At 43.7% G+C, this 19,655-nt stretch carries 16 protein-coding genes; 8 read left to right on the forward strand and 8 right to left on the reverse strand.

Annotated features, from left to right (window positions below; genetic code table 11):
• The first annotated feature begins 259 nt into the window (after positions 1 to 259).
• Entirely contained in the window at positions 260 to 1,519 is a 1,260-nt protein-coding gene (locus FPZ44_RS13750; protein ID WP_144991066.1) for a nucleotidyltransferase, read from the forward strand.
• Between the two features lie 170 nt (positions 1,520 to 1,689).
• On the opposite strand, the gene FPZ44_RS13755 is transcribed toward FPZ44_RS13750, so the two are convergent.
• Complete coding sequence (locus FPZ44_RS13755; protein ID WP_144991068.1) at positions 1,690 to 2,775, reverse strand: YlbL family protein; 1,086 nt, start codon at positions 2,773 to 2,775, stop codon at positions 1,690 to 1,692.
• 119 nt (positions 2,776 to 2,894) lie between these two features.
• On the opposite strand from FPZ44_RS13755, the gene FPZ44_RS13760 reads away from it, so the two are divergent.
• Positions 2,895 to 4,310 (forward strand): nucleoside recognition domain-containing protein, encoded by a 1,416-nt coding sequence (locus FPZ44_RS13760; protein WP_144991070.1) that lies wholly within the window; start codon positions 2,895 to 2,897, stop codon positions 4,308 to 4,310.
• A gap of 69 nt (positions 4,311 to 4,379) precedes the next feature.
• Here the strand turns inward: FPZ44_RS13760 and coaD are convergent, their stop codons facing one another.
• From coaD to FPZ44_RS13775, 3 genes are all read right to left on the reverse strand, one after another.
• A complete protein-coding gene (gene coaD, locus FPZ44_RS13765; protein WP_144991072.1) occupies positions 4,380 to 4,883 on the reverse strand; it encodes a pantetheine-phosphate adenylyltransferase in 504 nt (167 codons plus the stop codon).
• A complete protein-coding gene (gene rsmD / locus FPZ44_RS13770) occupies positions 4,880 to 5,470 on the reverse strand; it encodes a 16S rRNA (guanine(966)-N(2))-methyltransferase RsmD (RefSeq protein ID WP_144991074.1) in 591 nt (196 codons plus the stop codon). Before rsmD ends, coaD begins: the two co-directional genes overlap by 4 nt.
• A 274-nt stretch (positions 5,471 to 5,744) precedes the next feature.
• The gene (locus FPZ44_RS13775; RefSeq protein WP_144991076.1) at positions 5,745 to 6,338 is read right to left on the reverse strand and encodes an NAD(P)H-dependent oxidoreductase; all 594 of its coding nucleotides are present in this window, start codon (positions 6,336 to 6,338) and stop codon (positions 5,745 to 5,747) included.
• Between the two features lie 1,135 nt (positions 6,339 to 7,473).
• Here FPZ44_RS13775 and FPZ44_RS13780 point away from each other — a divergent pair.
• Complete coding sequence (locus FPZ44_RS13780; protein WP_144991078.1) at positions 7,474 to 9,756, forward strand: PA14 domain-containing protein; 2,283 nt, start codon at positions 7,474 to 7,476, stop codon at positions 9,754 to 9,756.
• A 157-nt stretch (positions 9,757 to 9,913) separates the two neighbouring features.
• On the opposite strand, the gene FPZ44_RS13785 is transcribed toward FPZ44_RS13780, so the two are convergent.
• The 3 genes from FPZ44_RS13785 to FPZ44_RS13795 all read right to left on the reverse strand — a co-directional run bounded on the left by FPZ44_RS13785 (position 9,914) and on the right by FPZ44_RS13795 (position 13,049).
• Positions 9,914 to 10,888: a hypothetical protein gene (locus FPZ44_RS13785; RefSeq protein WP_144991079.1), complete on the reverse strand. Its 975-nt coding sequence runs from the start codon at positions 10,886 to 10,888 to the stop codon at positions 9,914 to 9,916.
• A gap of 117 nt (positions 10,889 to 11,005) precedes the next feature.
• Complete coding sequence (locus tag FPZ44_RS13790) at positions 11,006 to 11,986, reverse strand: hypothetical protein (RefSeq protein WP_144991081.1); 981 nt, start codon at positions 11,984 to 11,986, stop codon at positions 11,006 to 11,008.
• A gap of 85 nt (positions 11,987 to 12,071) precedes the next feature.
• Positions 12,072 to 13,049, reverse strand: coding sequence for a hypothetical protein (locus FPZ44_RS13795; RefSeq protein WP_144991083.1), 978 nt, complete (start codon positions 13,047 to 13,049; stop codon positions 12,072 to 12,074).
• A gap of 227 nt (positions 13,050 to 13,276) precedes the next feature.
• Between FPZ44_RS13795 and FPZ44_RS13800 the strand changes: the two genes are divergently transcribed.
• The 5 genes from FPZ44_RS13800 to FPZ44_RS13820 all read left to right on the forward strand — a co-directional run bounded on the left by FPZ44_RS13800 (position 13,277) and on the right by FPZ44_RS13820 (position 16,133).
• Entirely contained in the window at positions 13,277 to 14,152 is an 876-nt protein-coding gene (locus FPZ44_RS13800) for a helix-turn-helix domain-containing protein (protein ID WP_144991085.1), read from the forward strand.
• Positions 14,153 to 14,217: 65 nt separating this feature from the next.
• Positions 14,218 to 14,580, forward strand: a complete 363-nt coding sequence (locus FPZ44_RS13805; protein ID WP_144991087.1) for a VOC family protein — start codon at positions 14,218 to 14,220, stop codon at positions 14,578 to 14,580.
• Positions 14,581 to 14,624: 44 nt separating this feature from the next.
• A complete protein-coding gene (locus tag FPZ44_RS13810) occupies positions 14,625 to 15,110 on the forward strand; it encodes an SRPBCC family protein (RefSeq protein ID WP_144991089.1) in 486 nt (161 codons plus the stop codon).
• An 86-nt stretch (positions 15,111 to 15,196) separates the two neighbouring features.
• Positions 15,197 to 15,586 (forward strand): VOC family protein, encoded by a 390-nt coding sequence (locus FPZ44_RS13815; protein WP_144991091.1) that lies wholly within the window; start codon positions 15,197 to 15,199, stop codon positions 15,584 to 15,586.
• 208 nt (positions 15,587 to 15,794) lie between these two features.
• A complete protein-coding gene (locus tag FPZ44_RS13820) occupies positions 15,795 to 16,133 on the forward strand; it encodes a L,D-transpeptidase (protein WP_144991093.1) in 339 nt (112 codons plus the stop codon).
• A gap of 110 nt (positions 16,134 to 16,243) precedes the next feature.
• Here the strand turns inward: FPZ44_RS13820 and FPZ44_RS13825 are convergent, their stop codons facing one another.
• Positions 16,244 to 19,624 (reverse strand): GH36-type glycosyl hydrolase domain-containing protein, encoded by a 3,381-nt coding sequence (locus FPZ44_RS13825; RefSeq protein ID WP_144991095.1) that lies wholly within the window; start codon positions 19,622 to 19,624, stop codon positions 16,244 to 16,246.
• Positions 19,625 to 19,655: the final 31 nt, after the last annotated feature.

The following is a 19,655-nucleotide window of genomic DNA, read 5'->3' on the forward strand; positions in this document are numbered from 1 at the left end:
TCACCCCAAACAAACAAAATTAATTATAGCGATTTTTCTCATGCTTTGTCAACCAATTATGTTTGACAGTTTACGAGATTGCGTGCGGTGACTTCCTTCGTCTTCCTGCCGGCAGCCATCCAGTCGATTGCATCGTTCTTCTCGTTGCTAGCGACTAGGACATCGATGCTTGTCCATGATATGATTATGCCATCACTTGCTCGGGAACGATAATGAGAAAATTATACATCTATACCTGATGGAAAGGAATATTTAAAATATGCAAACGGTTGGTCTCATCGTTGAATACAATCCGATGCACAACGGACATTTGTATCATCTCCAACAATCGAAACAAATAGCCGATGCCGATGCAGTTGTTGCTGTTATGAGCGGCCACTTCCTTCAGCGTGGCGAGCCTGCTCTGTTAGATAAATGGGCGCGAGCCGACATGGCGCTCGCGAACGGGGTTGACCTTGTGCTGGAGCTGCCGACCGCTTATGCGGTGCAGCCAGCAGAATGGTTCGCCCACGGGGCCGTGGCGACGCTTGCCGCCACCGGTGTCGTGGACGCCTTTTGCTTCGGCAGCGAGCTGGGCGAGCTTGCGCCGCTTGCTCAGGCTGCGCAGCGGCTTACGCGGGAGAATTCCGCGTTCGCTGCGCGGCTGCGCTCTGCGTTGAAGCAGGGCGTCAGTTACCCTGCTGCGTATGCTCAGGCGGCAGCAGCAGAGGTAGCTGCCGAAGGCGGCGATGCTGCTGTCGACGCAAGTTGGCTGGCAGAGCCGAACAATTCGCTCGGCCTGCACTATATGATGGCTTCCGAGCGGCTTACATCCGCGATGAAGCCCTATACGATTCGGCGTGTCGCAGCGGGTTATCACGACACGATCGCACATTCGGACTCGATTGCAAGCGCCACTGCGGTAAGGCGCCTTATTCATCACGAGTCCGCACAGGCAGCTGAGCCATACCTGCCCTTTGCATCGCAGGATATAATCAATCAATGGACAGCAGGCAAGCATTTCGGCCATTGGGAGTCATATGCCGCAGCTTTGTTCTATCGTCTATCTACTTCTTCTCCAGAAGTATTGAATAACATACTCGAAGTCACAGAGGGCTTAGAGCATCGTATTTTACACACGCTGCCACAACTAACAGAATGGCGAGTTCAACCATTGCTTGAAGCATTAAAAACCAAGCGATATACGCTGACAAAGCTCCAGCGTATGCTTACACATATTCTTCTTGATCATACGAAAGAAGACTTTGGTCCTGAAGCACTGCAGCGCGGTCCACACTACATTCGTGTGCTCGGATTTAGCCAAAAGGGTCAGACTCTGTTGAAAAAGATGAAAAAATCAGCTTCCTTACCTGTTGTACATACGGTCACGAGAGAGTATAACATACTTGGCGGAGCTGCTGGATTAGCCGCAGATATTCGTGCTACCGCAGTCTATGCAGCTGGTATTTCCTCTGTACAAGGGCGCACAGCCTATCGCGACTTTTACGAGCCGCCAAGGCGCTTCCATCCAAGTAATTAGCATAGGTTGGATAGAATTGAGAACTGAAAACTCAGAAACGATATCTGGTATAGCTCCAGCATCTATTTATGAAACACATCAGCCTTCTTTATAAAAACAAGCATCCAATCGCTCACCATAACATGGGCATTGGATGCTTGTTTTTTATAATTGTTGAAAAGATCAACGATTTATTTCGTTTCATTTACCTTAGCAGTTTTTACCTCTAGCTGTTCAATGGCTGTTAATGCGTCCTGTAGCGTACGTACAGGCACAAGTTTCATCTTCGTATCCATTGTATCTACTTTCGCCTTGGCTTCTTCATAGTTTCCTTCTGGAACGAGGAACAAACTAGCACCTTCTTGATCTGCAGCTACCACTTTATGCTGAACGCCGCCGATCATACCTACCTTGCCCTCCGGTGTAATTTCACCTGTACCCGCAATGAGATGGCCACGTGACAAATCGCCAGGCGTCAGCCGATTAATTAGCTCCAATGTGAACATAAGCCCCGCTGAAGGACCGCCGATATCACTTTCATGGAATGTAATCTTATCCTTCGGATTACGAGGTACGATATCGACCTTTTCTCCAAATGTGGTACCAAAGCCTACTACGGTGTTCTCCGCTTGCTTGTATGGCTTATAGCGAACCAGCTTAGCTTTAACGTCTTGCTTCTTACCTTCGCGCTCGATCTGAACGGTAAGCGTCTGTCCTTCTTTATACTTTGCAATAATCGCTTTTACTTCTTTAACAGTATTAACCTTCTGTCCTTCTATGCTCAATAAGCGATCTTGTGTCTTAAATTCATTACTCGACACTGTAGGCAAATTGTAGATTACATACAAACCCGTATTGACCTTATCGTATGGAATCTTTGCCGCGTTATATGCAGCTAATATAGCACTGCTCTGAGAGCCGCTCATACTAAATACAAGCTCAGTCTCATATTCTGCCTCTGAACGCCCTTGCAGCGCATCCTGTTTCTTCCCAAATTGGGCATCTGAATTGAAGGAGTGCCAGATAATGAGCCCCATATTGGCGTAGGTTCTGCGGACAGTAGTCAGCATGAAAGCACCTTGCTCTGTATCATCCCCGCCTTTTACTTCAACGAGAGGCTTGATCGATTCTGCGCTGCCTGGTGTATAAATCACATATGGAGTTGGCATATACACCAAAAAATACACCAATGCTACAATAGCGATCAGCCATCGCCAGGAAAAATGCCATCCGCCATAGCGCTGTTGCTTCCCAAGCTGCTCATCATTCTCATTCATCAGACTCACCTTCCTTCTGTATGGTCTAAAGCCCGTCCATTTCACGTACATATGAAAATATATGCAGCTGCGTGCAGACTTACGTCTTGCCTTTAATCTTTAACAAAGAGGTGAATTCAATGCGGTCCGTCCGTTTACTCCGCTCGTCTCCTTTTCAACATCCGTTGTACACGCTCTTTGTCGGAGCCTCGGTCGTACTGCTTGTCGTCAGCATCATGCTATATCCAACAGCGGCTTTTCAAGCTTCACTGCAAGGACTTCAAGTATGGTGGACGATTATATTTCCAGCCCTGCTTCCATTTCTCGTCTTGTCTCATCTTTTGACAGCATTCGGCTGGGTTCACGCACTAGGCGTTGTGCTCGAGCCCCTTATGCGCCTATTGATTCGCGTTCCTGGGGTCGGAGGCTGGGCGTGGGCTTTAGGATGGACTGCAGGCTATCCAGCTGGAGCGGAAGTCATTGCCAAGCTTCGCCAACAACAGAGCATTAGCCGTATGGAAGGCGAGCGACTGCTCGCCCTTGCCCATGTGAGCAATCCTATCTTTCTCGTCGCTGTCGTAGGTGTAGGCTTTATGAAGCAGGCCGATGTGGGACTATTGCTCGCTTGCATACATTGGATAACTGCATTGCTAACGGCTGTCTTCCTGCGAATGATTGATGGACGACAAAAAGTTGCAACTGTATCTAGTTTCAAATATTTATCTCGTTCAAGAACAATGGAGCTGCCAAGTACATCAAGTATTCATCCCACTGAGCTTGCTGCAGCACAATCGCTTAAACTATCTTTTTCTCAACGAGTACTTACCAGTATGGAACAAGCCCGCCAAATGGATGGCAGACCCATTGGCAGGCTGCTTGGCGAAGCTGTCTCATCAGCTGTCCAGACCTTAATGATGATTGGCGGCTATATTATGATGTTCTCCGTCCTCATCCAAGTCGCTCGTCTTGCACTCCCATCTACAATGGGCAACTTGCTTATGAATGGATTGTTAGAAGTTAATCTCGGGGCATTCACGATCAGCTCCGCTGCTTTTAACTCTTCAGAGTTCCAAGCCGCCCTCGTCAGTGCTGTCTTGGCATGGAGCGGCATTAGCTCACACTTGCAAGTCCACAGCTTGATCAAGCAAACGGACTTACGTTATTGGCGCTTCTTTGCAGCTAGATTGCTTCACGCCCTGCTCGCATTCATTTTAACGTATGTATGCTGGAAACCGCTGCTGGCACTAATTCGAAGCACAGCTGCCGTTGCTCCGGTATGGGCAGATGCTGCACCTGCTGCACCTGCTGCACCTACTGGAATCGGTATCGCAGCTCATAGCCACCATCCATCCATGTATTTATTGCAATCCTTATTTGAAGGAAATATTGATTCCCTTTGGATCATGCTGTGGAACAGTATAAATGGAGCAGAGCAATACCTGTCCTTGCTGTATGTATGGCTTCAGCCATTTGTACTGCTGTTCTTTGCAGGTGCAGGCTTGCTCTTACTCACCGTACTCAGCTGCTGGATATATATATCGGCACCGAAGAAGTAATGCTCTTCGAGAGCCTTACCTTCAGCACACACGCTATTAATGTCGTTCATATAAATTGAAAATAAAAAATTAGTTCATGTCACTATATTTACGACGGAGAGCCTGTTCCACTTCTGGTGTGACGAATTCACCAACTGCACCGCCAAAGCGAGCAATTTCTTTCACCATACTAGAACTCAAATATGAATATTTAGGGTTCGTCATCATAAAGATCGTTTCGATACGTTCGTTAAGCTTTTGATTCGTGCTCGCCAATTGCATTTCATACTCAAAATCGGTAACGGTACGAATCCCGCGCACAATAACGTGCGCTTCTTTTTTATCCATATAGTTAACAAGCAAGTCACGGAACCCGTCCACTTCCACATTGGGAATGTCAGCCGTTGCAGTTCGCAGTAACTCTTTTTTCTCCTCCACGGTAAACAGTGGATTTTTGCTCAAATTATTGAGCACAGCAACGATTACTTTATCAAATTGCTTCGCCGAACGACGAATGATATCAAGATGCCCTAACGTGACAGGATCAAAGCTGCCTGGATAAACAGCAATCCGTGGTTTGCATTCGTTCGTCATGATGATAACTCCTCTCCTCGATCCTCTTGCTCATCCTGCTTCTTTTTATATAAAGATAAGGCGATTTCACCATACTTTGCATTTCTGAAGCACGTCATACTTCCAATGTGTTCAGGATACGTGTGGTTAGAATCATGCTCGATCACAATGATCGCGTGCTCACTCAGCATCTCTTGCTCCAACATCGTTGTCAGCATCTCATCTGCATCAGTCATACGATAGGGTGGATCCATAAATACGAGATCAAACTTCATATCCCGCTTCGCCATTGCTTTAAGGGCACGTTTCGCATCATTGCGGAAAATTTCTGCCTTCTCAGCTACTCGTGCAGCATTCACATTATGTTTGATCGTCTCGATAGCTTTCGGATCCATATCAATAAATACAGCATGGTCTATCCCTCGGCTGAGCGCCTCAATTCCAAGTCCACCCGTACCTGCGAACAAGTCAAGCACTGTACCGCCATCAAAATATGGGCCTATCATACTAAATAATGCTTCTTTAACTTTATCTGTCGTCGGGCGTGTGTTCATGCCCGGCACCGCTTTCAATGAACGACCTCTCGCCGTCCCTGAAATGACTCTCATCTTATCACCTTGCCTGTAGGTTTATCATGTACCACTTCGTTGTGTTACGAAACAGAAGATAGAAGATTATTCTCCAGTATTCGACGTTAATCGTAACATATTCAATGATAGAGTGAAAGAAGTGCAACTTGTTCCAAGCTTCCCCTTGCATGCAATAAAGTACCTTCTCTTGGTGAAAAGGTACTTCATTAAACATCTTCATTTACTTGTTATACAGCTAGTGATATACGGCGACAGGGACAAATATATAGGCAATCTCGTCAATTCTTCATTTTTAACTTGATGCAATATGGGTGCGAATCATTTCCTTCACATTTTCAAGCATATTGCCTCTCGTGGTATCATCTACGGTTGGTACGGATTCAAAGTAACGATGTTCGAGTACTTGGATACCTACAAAGTCAAATATGCCTTCATCAATCGTCTTCTGTAGTGCTTCGAACATCCCTACTTGGCGATAATGTGATTCGCTGTTACCCATCGTCGTCACCAAAAGCGCCTTCTTGCCTGTTAACAACTTATGTAATCCGTTGTCATCCATGGAATAAGCAAAACCATACGAGAATACACGATCGATATATCCTTTCAGCAGTGCAGGCAAGCCTGCCCACCATAATGGATAAATAATGAGCAATGTATCCGCCCACAACACCAATTCCTGCTCCGCTAATACATCGCCTCTTGCTGTACCTTCTTTTGAATTGGCTAAATCCTCAAACGTCATTACCGGATCGAACTGCAAACTATACAAATCACGGATTTGAATCTCATGTCCGAGCGACTGCAATTCAGAAACGGCTTCATCTAGAACACCGTGATTGAAGCTGTCAGAATTGGGATGGGCGCTAATAACCAACACATTCGTCATTGTGTTCGCCTCCTTCTTAGTCAATTCCCTACCTATTAAGATGCTTCGATAAAGGCTGATCCATTCAAGGAAGTCTCAAATGGAACTAAGCCATATTTCTTTTTATGTAGACTTGTCAACTCATGTAAACTAATCAGCTAAGTTGCAGCTTTATTGTTCTTTAAGACACTTCATCGGCTCTTGGATGTACCATCGGACTTGTAACTTGTAACTTGTAACTTGTGACATGTGATGCAACGAGGACAGCATACGCCATTCCTCTAACGAGCGCCATAGACGTTATTTTCATGAAATCGTCCATTCTAGAAATGTAACGGTTGTAGGATAGCTTATTTAAGCAATTTTGATGAATAAGACCGCTCTTTTGGGAAAATAAGCTCCGTGACATCCGTTACGTTTCAAAACAAGCCCATTTAAGCGGTATAGCCTCTGTGGCAACCGTTAGCGCAATCCCCCTGTGGAAAGAACTGATTCTTAATTGAGCTGAGCACCGTCGATATGGAGTGCAATAACATAGTCTCGATTTTTAAAGGACAAGCAATTATTTATCAGGAGCGATTTTTAAATATAATGTGGAGCGAAAATGAATAATCCCTATATTTATTTGGGCTTATAAAAAATAAATCGGGGCCCTCTTTCGAGAGCCCCTTTTCATGGGAGAGGAGAAACCGGACGAAGAGCTTATGGGGAAACGTAAGTCTTCTCCGCGGTTGTCTACGACATTCGATGATGTCGATAATTTAAGGATTGCCGATTCGCTCAAAATTATACGTTCACGATCAAATTGATTTTCTAATCAGTTGGATTAGGCTCGGTTGATCGTATGTAGGATATCCTCTTTCTTTCCAATTTCACATAACATAGGTTTTTTAACCTTGCAGGGCCAGATCACCTTCCAGCTCACCAGGCACACTGCCGTAGAAGGACGAAATAATCATTGATTCATTCTATTGCATTACTACTACATTAAGATTAGACTTTACAGGAACATACTTCCATTCCTTTGATCGGACGAGCATTTGTGAAGTCATGTGCTAGCCATCCTCCACAAATTTTGCTAAGTTCGATGTCAGATATGGAATTTGTTCTGTTAGAATCTCAGCTCACAATAGATAAATAAAGAGAGGGAAGCAAAATGAAGTCTATAAAATGGACAGCTGCAAGCCTCGTAATGGCGTTGTTATTTACCTTAATGCCGCTAACAGTCGCATCAGCCGCAACAGGGGTACCGGGTACACCTGCCCTATCACATGACAATTGGGATGGGGATGGGAACTATACCATCACGATGAACATACATTGGGGACAGAACGGGACGTCATTAGAATGGTATGAAAATGGTGTATTGATCGACACGCAAGCATTGATAGACAACAGTCCAAACCACCAAACTAAGTTGAAAAGCTTCAGTAGCAAAGCAAACGGCATGTACACGTATACCGCCAAGCTTATTAACAATTACGGAAATGCAACAAGCCAACCTATTACGGTAACTGTAACGAACAGCAGTACGACGCCCGCCCCTGTCGGAAATGGCACAGGGCTGACAGGGTATTATTACAACAATGTTGATTTTTCGAACTTTAAGTTTAAGCGCTTTGATTCTTCAATTAATTTCGATTGGGGTGCGAACTCCCCTAATCCAACTATCGAAGCCGATACATTCTCGGTTCGTTGGATAGGTGAAGTTCAAGCACAATTTAGCGAGACTTATACATTTACGACCGCATCGAACGACGGCGTGCGATTATGGGTTAATAATCAATTGCTTATCGATCAGTGGAATGATCATGATACGACTGAGCATAGCGGAACGATTACGCTTAGTGCTGGACAGAAATACGCGATCAAATTGGAATATTACGACCGTACAGCTGCTGCTGTATCTAAGTTATTTTGGAGCAGTCCATCTACCCCGAAGAGCATCATCCCTCATACACAGTTGTATCCACCCACTGCACCAGATATTGAAGTGACTAACTTTACCGACAATGAGACAATCGACTATCCTTTACCCTTGATCAGAGGTTTAGTGAGTGATACGAATGCAACTTCCATCACAGTAACAAACACATCTTCCAATCGAAACACCAAAGTGATGCAGGGTCAGGTCCATCAAGGACAGTTCAAAGTATTTGCAGATCTGGTCCCTGGTGAAAACAACTTAATTATCCAGAGCGGCACGAAACAAACCGCTATGAAATTGATCTATGTACCACAAACCAACAACGCGTTTGTTCGCATCTTCTGGTATGTCCCAAGTGACGGAAATACCCACTACCAAACCCAATTCCCCAATGATCCTCAGAACTATGCGGCAAAGCTCAGCACTTATATGAAAGTAATCCAATCCTTCACAGCGGATTCGATGAACAATAATGGCTATGGCCGCAAAACGTTCAATGTGGAGTTGGATAATACCACTGGCAAAGTCAATGTACATGTACTAAAGAGCAATCATCCAACGTCCTACTATTACAACACGACTTACAAGAAAGATGAATTATATCACGAAGTAGCTAGTCTCATTCCTCAGCAATATCCACAAGCAGGCACGAAAAACCTTGCCTTTATTGGCTTTACCAAGTATGACACTGCCGCTAACTATATGTATGCCCACACTGCGTTGGGCGGAGGAGATTACGGCGTATTCGGAGGCGCAACCGTATGGTTATTCCCGAACGACGAGACTGAGGTGCAAAGCAAATTTACCGATTTGAGCACAGTTGATCCTGCCTTCGTTGGTGAACCTGCCACTACTGTGCAGAAAGCGATCTCCATCGGTTACGGAGCCGCACTGCATGAACTTGGACACGCCCTTAGCCTACCGCACGAAGGAGGACCGAACTCCATTATGTGGCGCGGGTTTGATTGGCTGCATCGGTTCTTCGTACTGAAGGATGGAGACGGTTACGTCTTTAAGGACAACGAGCTCCCAGAATGGGACCCTATCAGTGCAGTAACATTAAGCAATAGTGCCTTTTTCAAAGCAAGCCAGCAACCTAGAGGCATTGCTGCTGGCGGAATGGTTACGGTCAGCAATCCGAACAGCCCAGCAGGTGAGGGCAAAGAAAATGCCTTTGATCATAACGAGGCATCGAAGTGGTGCGTATTTGACAGTACAGCATCCATTCAATACCAATTTCAAGGTACCAACGCACATGCAGTCCAATCATATGCGATCACTTCTGCCAATGATTTACCTGAAAGGGATCCTCGCAGCTGGACACTATCCGGCTCGAATGACGGAACTACATGGAATTCCCTTGATACGAGATCCAATGAAGTCTTCTCCAACCGATATCAGACCAAGACATTTCATATTAGTAACGCAACCTCTTATCGTTATTACAAATTTTCTATGATCAACAACAGCAGCGGATTACTTCAGCTCGCAGAAATTCGTTTATATGATTAAGTTGAAATTCGTTCCACACTAGGCTGATGCTAATTAAGTAGAAAGTAACATTCCACTGCAAATACACATATAACTGGGCATACGAAACGGAGGTATTTTGCTAGCACTGCTTCCAGATCGTATGCCTTATTCATATATGAGACGTATAATTCACTTCCTAATTTCGGACTCCGGTAACAAGCTTAATCGACATTGACGCGACCCCTTTTTTCGAATTAAACATTACTTCTACCGTAGGAGCACCTTTTTTCGTCATTTCATAGATCGGAAAGTCCGGCATTTTCTTTGCTGTGTATCCCTTAAGATCGATATTGAACACTTTTTTCGCAAAGGCTGCTGCATGGGAGACGGCGTTCTTCTCGGTTAATGCCGTTTTGTCTGTTTTCCCAACTGCCGCCCCGTCATAAATATTCCATGTTCTTCCTGTAACAAAACCTATATCTATTGAACTTTGACCGTCTTTACCTAGTACCGACCAAATATCCTTTCCCTCTTCTTTATATCTCGCCATACTTGCTATTTCCATTGTCCGACCTGTGGCAGCTTTGAATTCACTTTCTGCTTTTTTCTTCACGTCTGCATTCCACTCAGACTTAGGATACTCTACGTAAAAAAAATCAATTTTGTCGTCGTGAAACATGACGTTAAAATTCTTTCCTTGTATGGCTGTAGCTAAAGAATCGCCGGATTTGTTGTCAACACTCAACATTTTCGTTACTGTTTCAATCTCAAAAGTTTGATTTCTGTCTATTTCCATCAAACTTTTAATCGCCAACTCAACTTTTTTCGGATCAGCCTTATCTTTATCTAGTTGGATAGAGACATATATCACTTTTCCTGTTTTTTGGTCTACCACAACAGAAGCGTTTTTTTCTCTTTCCTTCCCATTAATAAAAATTTGATTGTCGTAAATAGACACTACATTATGAAGTTCCACATGTTCACCTGCTAGTTCAAGCAATCTTTTTTTCGCTGCCTCTATAATTTTTGCATCCAGATCAGCTAGTTTTTTCGTTTCACTAGCTGCAATACCTTGTGTGGATATAACCTGGGATGCTGTTACCTCTGAATTAGGGGTGAACATTACTCCTGTTGCCACAGTTACTACCAATAACCATTTTCCTGATATCATATGTATTTTCCTCCTAGTCTTTTATATCCAATCTATTAGATCTTTCAACGCCTTAAATAGCTTTCTAATTTATTGAAAAAGGCCTGACAATTTGTCAGACCTCTGTGTCCTTTATTCCTAATTGCGAATTCCATTTACAGGCTTGATGGACATCGATGTAACTATTTTATCGGAGTTAAAATCAACCTCCACCATCGGAGCACCTTTTTTCGTCATTTCGTATACTGGGAAATTAGGTACTTTTTTAGCCGTATATCCTTTAAGATCGATATTAAACACTTTTTTCGCAAAGGCTGCTGCATAAGATACTGCGTTCTTCTCTGTTAACGCCTTCTTGTCTGTTTTTCCAGTAGCTTGATAATCAGAAACACTCCATACTTTACCCGTTTTCACACCTATATTTATAGAGGTTTGGCCATTTTTACCTAGAACAGACCATACATCCCTACCCTTATCTTTATATCTCGTCATGCTCGCCACTTCCTTTGTTCTACCCATCGCAGCTTTAAACTCAAGCTCTGCTTTTTTCTTTATATCAGCATTCCACTCGGACTTTGGATAACTTACCGATGCAAACTCTACTTTGTCACCAGAAAGCATTACATTGAAGTTTTTCCCCTGTATGGATGCAGATGCGCCCTCGCCAGCTTTGTCTTCATAACTTAACATTTTCATTACTTTCTCAACCTCAAAAGTTTGTCCAGCGTCTATTTCCTTCAAATTTTTCATCGCCAACTCAACTTGTTTAGGATCTGCTTTATCTTTACTTACATAGATAGACACAAATAATACTTTTCCTGTTTTTTGATCTACCACAGCATAACCATTGTCTTCCTTTTCCTTGGTACGAATAAAAATTCTAGTATCATAAATAGATACTGAATCAATTAGCTCCACATCTTCGCCTGCTAGTTGACTTAAGCTCTTTTTTGCTGCCTCTACGATTTTTGTATCCAGATCAGCTAGCTTTTTTGCCTCGCTCTTCTTCGCCGCAATACCTTGTACGGACCCACCCTGTGCTGCTGTTACCTCGGAATAAGGAGTTAATAACACCCCTGTCGCTACTACTACTGCCAACAACCATTTTCCTGTCTTCATATGTATTTCCCTCCTAGTTTTTTATATTCAATCTATTAGATCAATCAGCGCCCTAAAAGGCTTTCCAATTTCAAACATATCTCCCTTAATTCCAAACTCTATTTACAGGTTTAATCGACATCGATATAACCCCTTTTTTCGAATTAAAACTAACCTCTATCGTAGGCGCACCTTTTTTTGTCAGCTCGTAAACAGGGAAATTTGGTACTTTTTTGGCCGTATATCCTTTAAGATCGATATTAAATGCTTTTTTCGCAAAGGCTGACGCATAAGAGACTGCATTCTTTTCAGTAAGTATTGCCTTGTCTGTTTTCCCAACAGCTTTTGCATCCGAAATAGACCATACTTTACCTGTTTTAACTCCTATATACACAGATGATTGACTGTTTTCACTTGCAATCGTCCAAATATCCATCTTATCGTCTTTAACTCTTCCTATATCTTCTATCGTCATTGTTCTACCCGTTGCAGCTTTAAATTCACGCTCTGCTTTTTTCTTTATTTCAGCATCCCACATGGACTTAGGATAACGGATCGTTATTTTAACTACTTTGTCACCATGCAGCCCTATACCGAAATTTTCCCCAATGATTGATGTAGATACTAAGCCACCAGGTTTATAGTCTGAACCGATCATTTTCTTTACTTCTTTAACTTCAAAAGCTAGTTTTGAGTCTATTTCCTTTAAACTATTCTTCGCCAACTCCAATTGTTTTGGGTCTATTTTATTTAAACTAACTCCAATTGACGCCCGTTCCACTTTTCCTGTCTTTTGATTTACTTGTACAATACCTCTCCGTTCTTCCTTTGTTCGAATAAAAATAATACCATCGTAGATAACCACTTCTTCCTTTAACTCCACATCTTCACCAGCAAGCTCTTGCAAGGTATTCTTCAGTGTCTCTACGATTTTTTCATCCAGATCAGCTAGCTTTTTCGTCTCGCTGTTCTTGGCCGCAATGCCTTGCGTGGATACACCCTCCGCTGCTGTTACCCCGGAATAAGGGGTAAACATCACTCCTGTCGCTACTATTACTGCCAACAACCATTTTCCTGTGCTCATATGTATTTCCCTCCTAGTTTTATATCTAATCTATTAGATCATTCAACACCCTAAAAAGCTTTCCATTTTTAAACTTTATTTGTATTCAAAATGGATAATTCCATTTGCTATTTTGCTAAAATAACGGCAATGGCGACTCTTAGAAGATCAGAGCAGAATTATACCTCTCATTTAATTCATATGGTAAAATATAGATTGCAAACTATGCCATAGACAGGAGGATTGTCATGCCTTCGCAAATCGAGAATGAGTCGAATCAACATTTAGAGTCGGAAGGGCACAAAGCAGCCCTACGAGCGATTCAATATATGAAAGAGCATCTTGATGAAGAGATTACATCCGAACAGTTAGCCGCTCATGTCGGCTACAGCCCCTATCATTTTACGAGGGTATTCAAGCGAGCTACTGGCATTTCTCCCCGTCATTATTTGACGGCGTTGCGCATGGAATCTGGCAAGAAACTACTTCTCAAAGAGCCTTCTCTTATGATGAAAGTCATTTTAAAAATTGGCTTTCGCAGTGCAGGCTCCTTTCATACTAGGTTCAAAGAGCATGTTGGCGTATCACCTAAGCGATTTCACAGCTCCGCTCGTTCGCTACTTTCTTATATGAATCAATATAAAGATCAGGATGTTGGTATTAACCAAGATTTTGCTAACGATAGAGATCGAGATACAATTCAAATGAAAACCCAATCTCCGTCTTGTTCCGAATTAAGTGCAAATGTAACTTGCCATATCGATGCACCCGCTACCTTTCGTGGAATCATTTTTGTTGGCCTTTTTCCACGGCCGATCCCCGATCAAAGACCGATTGCTGGGACTGCATTGAATCGTGGTCGTCGTTCACATACCTTTACTGAAGTACCATCTGGCAGCTATTTTGCGATGGCTGTATCGATACCGTGGAGCATAAACCCAAAGGACTATTTCGTACTCGATCATTGTTTGCGCGGTATGTACGAGGAAGTGATTCATGTGACCGATCGTAGTGATCAGACGATTAACATTGCATTAAGAGAACGGCAAGATACTGATCCACCGATTATCGTCAATTTACCACAGCTTCTATTCGAACAAACTTCTTCCAAGCGAGCAAAGTAGAAGAATTTATAGTCTCCGTCCCCCTTTATAATGTGGTCATAACCACTACTTAAGGGGGCTTTTTTATGAATAGACTTTGTGTCATTTCAATTTATGTGAGCGATATGGAGGTAGCTAAGGAGTTTTACTGTGAGAAGTTAGGATTTGAAATTTCAGAGGAATACGATGCAGTGACAGTAGGCCTGAAGCATGACGGAATTACAATTGTACTATGTAAAACTGAACGAACAACAGCAGCAAGCTATCCCGATACGGCTCAGGTTGTGCTTGGCCTTGAGACTGAGAATTTGCTCTCTAAAATGAAACAACTGACAGACAAGGGAGTCGCGATGATCTATGATGAGCCTCAACCTTGCCCGCCAGGATACTATAATGCATTCCTAGATCCATTCGGCAACGCGATCGAATTGCTTGAGTTCAACCAGTAATTAGATTACTACAAACTATCTACCATTAACTCGGAGGTCTATCCATGACTATTACTCAACAAATAGTTATCCAGAAAAATCAAGAACAAGTATGGCAAGCGTGGATGGAAGCAGATCGACTTGTAAAATGGTTCTCCCCTGAAGCTGAAATCGAAGCTACAATCGGTGGCAAATTTGAACTGTATTTTGACCCAACGAACAAAAATTCCATGAGTACGAAAGGCTGCCAGATTGTCCATTTCGAACCCTTTAAGTCTTTTACCTTTCAATGGAAAGGGCCTGATCCTTTCGCAGAAGTGATGAATCAGGATGGTCACCTAACTGAAGTAAACGTCACACTCCAACCTGTTACTAACGGAACGAACGTCATTGTTATTCACGCCGGCTGGCATAACCCGGATTCTACGGAAACTCAAAGAGCTATCGAGTGGCATAAGGAAGCATGGGCAAATATGCTTGCAAGTTTGAAATGCTATTTACAACCTGAGAACAGCAAGCCGCCGTCAGAAGCTAGTACAGGATGCTGTTAACTTTCAAATGCTAATGCTATTACGCATCCTTATCCTTATCTAACACCAGCGCTCTATTTTGAGTCACTAACGAAAGGGTTCATCAGATGTTATTTGAAATGACGATTCAGATTCGAGTCACAAACTTCACAGCAGGACAACAGTGGTATCAAACTTTACTTAATAAACAGCCGGATTACGTGCCGCATGAAGGCTTCGCAGAATGGGAGCTTATACCTGGCTGCTGGCTGCAAGTTGCTGAAGGGCAACCTGCCGAAGGGAGCGGCCCCATCCGTCTAGGGGTAATGGATATTGAAACTGAACGAGATAGGCTGATGAAACAGTTGCAAATCGAACGATTTGAAATCCATACCAGAGAAGAAGTACCCGTAAAATGGAGCACTTTCACTGACCCTTGGGGTAATCGCATCGGTTTCTTTCAATACCTAAACCCAATAGAAGCAAATGAACGAATGCAAACCATTTCACGAAAATAAAGTTGTACACATCTGTAACTAGTGAAACAGCCGCCAAGCGACTTTCCGTCTGGAGGCTGTTTTTAGCTTTATATGCATATCGTCGATACCCATTAGCGTTGCAAGGTCACTCCTTCTTATCGAAGGGCATATGTTAAATAAACATAATGAGCACTCTATCGCTCATCATGTATGAAGGATAAACGGCTAGCTGAAGGAGAACAAAAGCATGCCTAACTACCGTATTATTGTCGATCTGTCGGATCGGGCCTTATATTTGTTAGATGGCAATATTGTCGTGCGTGGATTTCCAGTCGGGATCGGAAAAATGTTAACGCAAACCCCTTCAGGTGATTATACGATTGTTAATAAAGAGCCTAATCCTGGGGGACCATTCGGAGTTTTTTGGATGGGGCTTTCCAGGCCGCATTATGGCATTCATGGCACAAATGACCCATCTTCCATCGGTCATCAAGTATCTCATGGCTGTATTCGCATGTACAATGAGGATGTGTTAACACTAGCTGCTCTTGTACCTATTGGTACTCGTGTTACCATTCGTCCGTAATTCATTTTGAATGAGCCACCCTTCCTCTAAAAAACGCTTTCTAGAAAAAATAACCCTGATCTTTTCTCCAGAAGACCAGGGTTACTTCTTTTACAATTGGGCTATTACCTTTACATATAAATATTTACGATCGGTCCTGATTCTGTACGAAGATGTTCAAACACGTGCTGACTGATACGTACACCACCATTACGATAGCGATTTTCTATTTCAGCTGCAGCTACCTCTGCTCCGTTCACAACTACTTTACGAACCACAGTTCCGGTAATATGATACACAAAAGTGACAGGTACTCCTGAATACTCGAATTCGAACTGCATGCCATCCAGCGATCTCGGCAGTACAGGATCGATAATAAGATCCCCATTTTCCAGTCGAATGCCAAGTGCATTTGATATAAGCTGGTTCATATAAATTCCCGGGCCGCTGGAGTAGATTCTCCAGCCACCTTTCACTGCAACCTCACCAGCACGCAGCTTATCAAAGCCCTCCTGCGCCTCGTAGCGGGTATTGAATTTCCCATCTGAGCTGCTGAAGTACGCATTGCTTTGACGAAGCTCCGCATTCTTCACTACATTGCGAAGGCCAATCGGATTAATTGCTGCAAGCCCGCTCCATACTTCATCTGCTTTGCCGAGTTTCGCCATCGCTTCCACATATCGAATATGAGCATGAACATACTGAAGTCCAATTTCCCTACCGAAGTTAGCCGCCTGCTCAGCACGCTTGAAGTGTGTGCTTACCCCGCCAGCATATGACGCTGGTCGATTCATCAACCTTACCCCGTCTGGGCAGTACAACTGCTCACGAATAATACGGTAATGGGACTCCGCTTGCTCCGGCGGCAGCAATTCGCTAATCATGCTGCGCGTCATCGGCAATAGTCTATACTGGATCCCTGTTTCTCCATCAGTTGGGTGAAGCATAAGCTTCGCATGCTCAGGCTGCTCCATATAGACGAACCCAGGGATAACGTCCGTTTGCAGCATATATTGGTTGAAATCGCGCTCGATTCCCTCCGCCATCTCAGCCAGCTCAGCACCCATTTCCTGGTTATACGCCTGAATGACTTGTGAGAACTGACGAATCGTTTGATACGTTAACGCAACTGTCCAACTACTTATCAAATATTGCTTTAACTGCGCGTTTGCAGGCTGCAGCGTATCATCCCAATCTCCATCACCATAGGAAGACAAATACGTATCATGCAAAAAATGATTGCGAATATAGGAGATTTCCTTTTGTGCGTGTGCTAACACTGTCGCACATTCTTCCGTAAACTCGAAACTGTGCTTGCGAGTGTAAGGCACCAATTCCTCTAAAATACCAAAGTCGCGCGTAACAGCCAAATAGTCGCCAAGTACTTTCAAGGGCCACACTATAATATCGCCATGACTATCTTCTTGTTGAATGCTCGCATATTTGTCGAACATAAACCATTGCGGCCAATTCCCATCATCTTCGTACTGATGAGCGAACACCGTTAACAATATTTCACGAACCTGCTCATATTTATGAGTCGCCATAAAATATTCAACAGGACCTTGGCAAACATCCCGCGTCCCCCATGCAGCACCGCCATACTGCTCCAAGCCATGCGGCACGGAATAATGCACAAGCATGTTGTGTGTATACCACCAAGCTAATGCATTTACTTTGAACAAGTCATCTTCCTGTCCATTCTGATGCGATAAACGGAATCCATTCATAACGCCAGAATAGAATTCTCGGTAACGTTCTATTTCAGATGCCATATCGAGCTGTCGTAAAGGCAACGCTTTGCCATCAATCAACCCTTGTACGCTCATTGTCCAATCACTGCTCTCACTTAGCTCCAGTACAGATAAGGACGCATTTCCTTTATTGATTTTTGGAGCCAGCATACGTTCATCCAGTACTGACACCTGAGCTCCCTCAATATCCATTCGGTATGCTAAATTCGGATGTACCCCTGCGCTAAGCGAAGAGGCATCTGCGTGGAACACCAGCATATTCCCCTCTTGGCTCATATGGTACGGGATCTCATACTCATCGACATTCATCGATATTTGACTTGTTACAACAAAACGATAGCTGAGGCCATTCATCGAACGAACATTCAATCTCACTTCTGGAGAGTCGACAGTCGTAATATTCGTGATAATCAGCCAATCATTTTCTGTTTTGTAGTACCATCGTGCGTAATTGAACCCCATCTCGAACAAAGACGGCATTGCAAGCAATCGATAAATGCCATCCAACTCTACATAAATGCGCTGCCCAGACGTTTTTGGTATATTTAGCGCATTACGAGCATTCGTCATCATCTTGTTAAAGCTTGTATTGCCAACGACTAGCTGAGAGTTGAATATACCGTACATATACGAGGTCGTCGTTATTACATTATCTTTCATACGCGCATTGTCGCCACTCATCAATATATGTCCATGAGGACGCTCTACCCGCAGCTCTTTCTCTTTCAATACGACGTGCTCATATCGTTCCGTGAAGAAGGACAGAAGCTGGCCATCCTCTCGTTCCTCCTGATAACGCTGTGGAAACAGCTGTACCAGCTCTTCATCCATAATCGGCAGCGATTCCAGTGGAACGCCAAAATGCGTTGATAACTGTACAGGCTCAAGCCATGTTCCGGCCTCGCCAAGCTTTTGTGCTTTCGCCTTGCCATTTTCGATACCAGCCCATGCTTCTTGAACTTCATTACTGAATTCTAACGTAGAAATCGCTTCGGGATGATTCTCTTTAAATAATCCGTAAAAGACAAATCGAACTTCTCCCTGTAATGGAACTCGTTCTGACTGAATTGCCGTATACGCAAATTCATATTGATAGATTTCATTGGCTAATGTCGCTTGCGTTAGTCGCTCAGGTTCGTTCGTCTCTTTATAGGACAAGCCGAAAAATTGAAAGCCATCTGTTGAATACCCGATCCCTTTTGTCAGGGCGCCTTGCTGGATATATGGAAATTGTCCGCCTTGCGACAAGTTCTGACGAGAACAAATCACATATCCACGGTTGTCATCTTCAAATGCAGCATGATCGATATAATGAGACAAATACGCTTCGTTGCTGCGAACAGCGCGAGGATCAGCAATACCGATGTCTTGCCCATAGATGATATCTATGTCTATGTCTGCATCTTGCCCCTCTACCGCTACATCCCAGAACCAAATCCCCTGTTCCGTCAAGGTCAGTACAACACGATAACTTACCGACGCTCCCTCTCCAGGCAGTTCGCCCTCCCACATCATCATATTTCCTTCCGTCCATACACGGCTCGTGGAACGAACGCCTAAGAGCGGGTAGGCTTTAATGCCATCTGGTTCGTATAAGCGCAAATACAAATTGTTCATCGAACCATCGATGGAGTTGGCCAACCATTGATTTATCATTACACCCTGATAAGTCGCTTGATATAGGTCGCCACTAGGTAAGAACGTAAAAGCTAGAGGTCCCGCTTCAAGACGGATTTTGTTATTCGTCAACGTTGTCATCTCCTCACTCCCAATCCTTGTCATCTCTATG

It is taken from the genome of Paenibacillus agilis (assembly GCF_007786455.1).
In the GTDB taxonomy this organism is placed as follows: Bacteria; Bacillota; Bacilli; order Paenibacillales; family Paenibacillaceae; genus Paenibacillus_B; species Paenibacillus_B agilis.

What these genes read in the sequence shown, in the direction of transcription:
- FPZ44_RS13790 (WP_144991081.1), bottom strand. Translation starts at nt 11,986, where the DNA reads ATGAAGACAGGAAAATGGTTGTTGGCAGTAGTAGTAGCGACAGGGGTG.
- FPZ44_RS13820 (WP_144991093.1), top strand. Translation starts at nt 15,795, where the DNA reads ATGCCTAACTACCGTATTATTGTCGATCTGTCGGATCGGGCCTTATAT.
- coaD (WP_144991072.1), bottom strand. Translation starts at nt 4,883, where the DNA reads ATGACGAACGAATGCAAACCACGGATTGCTGTTTATCCAGGCAGCTTT.
- FPZ44_RS13800 (WP_144991085.1), top strand. Translation starts at nt 13,277, where the DNA reads ATGCCTTCGCAAATCGAGAATGAGTCGAATCAACATTTAGAGTCGGAA.
- FPZ44_RS13815 (WP_144991091.1), top strand. Translation starts at nt 15,197, where the DNA reads ATGTTATTTGAAATGACGATTCAGATTCGAGTCACAAACTTCACAGCA.
- FPZ44_RS13750 (WP_144991066.1), top strand. Translation starts at nt 260, where the DNA reads ATGCAAACGGTTGGTCTCATCGTTGAATACAATCCGATGCACAACGGA.
- FPZ44_RS13785 (WP_144991079.1), bottom strand. Translation starts at nt 10,888, where the DNA reads ATGATATCAGGAAAATGGTTATTGGTAGTAACTGTGGCAACAGGAGTA.
- rsmD (WP_144991074.1), bottom strand. Translation starts at nt 5,470, where the DNA reads ATGAGAGTCATTTCAGGGACGGCGAGAGGTCGTTCATTGAAAGCGGTG.
- FPZ44_RS13780 (WP_144991078.1), top strand. Translation starts at nt 7,474, where the DNA reads ATGAAGTCTATAAAATGGACAGCTGCAAGCCTCGTAATGGCGTTGTTA.
- FPZ44_RS13760 (WP_144991070.1), top strand. Translation starts at nt 2,895, where the DNA reads ATGCGGTCCGTCCGTTTACTCCGCTCGTCTCCTTTTCAACATCCGTTG.
- FPZ44_RS13805 (WP_144991087.1), top strand. Translation starts at nt 14,218, where the DNA reads ATGAATAGACTTTGTGTCATTTCAATTTATGTGAGCGATATGGAGGTA.
- FPZ44_RS13810 (WP_144991089.1), top strand. Translation starts at nt 14,625, where the DNA reads ATGACTATTACTCAACAAATAGTTATCCAGAAAAATCAAGAACAAGTA.
- FPZ44_RS13775 (WP_144991076.1), bottom strand. Translation starts at nt 6,338, where the DNA reads ATGACGAATGTGTTGGTTATTAGCGCCCATCCCAATTCTGACAGCTTC.
- FPZ44_RS13825 (WP_144991095.1), bottom strand. Translation starts at nt 19,624, where the DNA reads ATGACAACGTTGACGAATAACAAAATCCGTCTTGAAGCGGGACCTCTA.
- FPZ44_RS13795 (WP_144991083.1), bottom strand. Translation starts at nt 13,049, where the DNA reads ATGAGCACAGGAAAATGGTTGTTGGCAGTAATAGTAGCGACAGGAGTG.
- FPZ44_RS13755 (WP_144991068.1), bottom strand. Translation starts at nt 2,775, where the DNA reads ATGAATGAGAATGATGAGCAGCTTGGGAAGCAACAGCGCTATGGCGGA.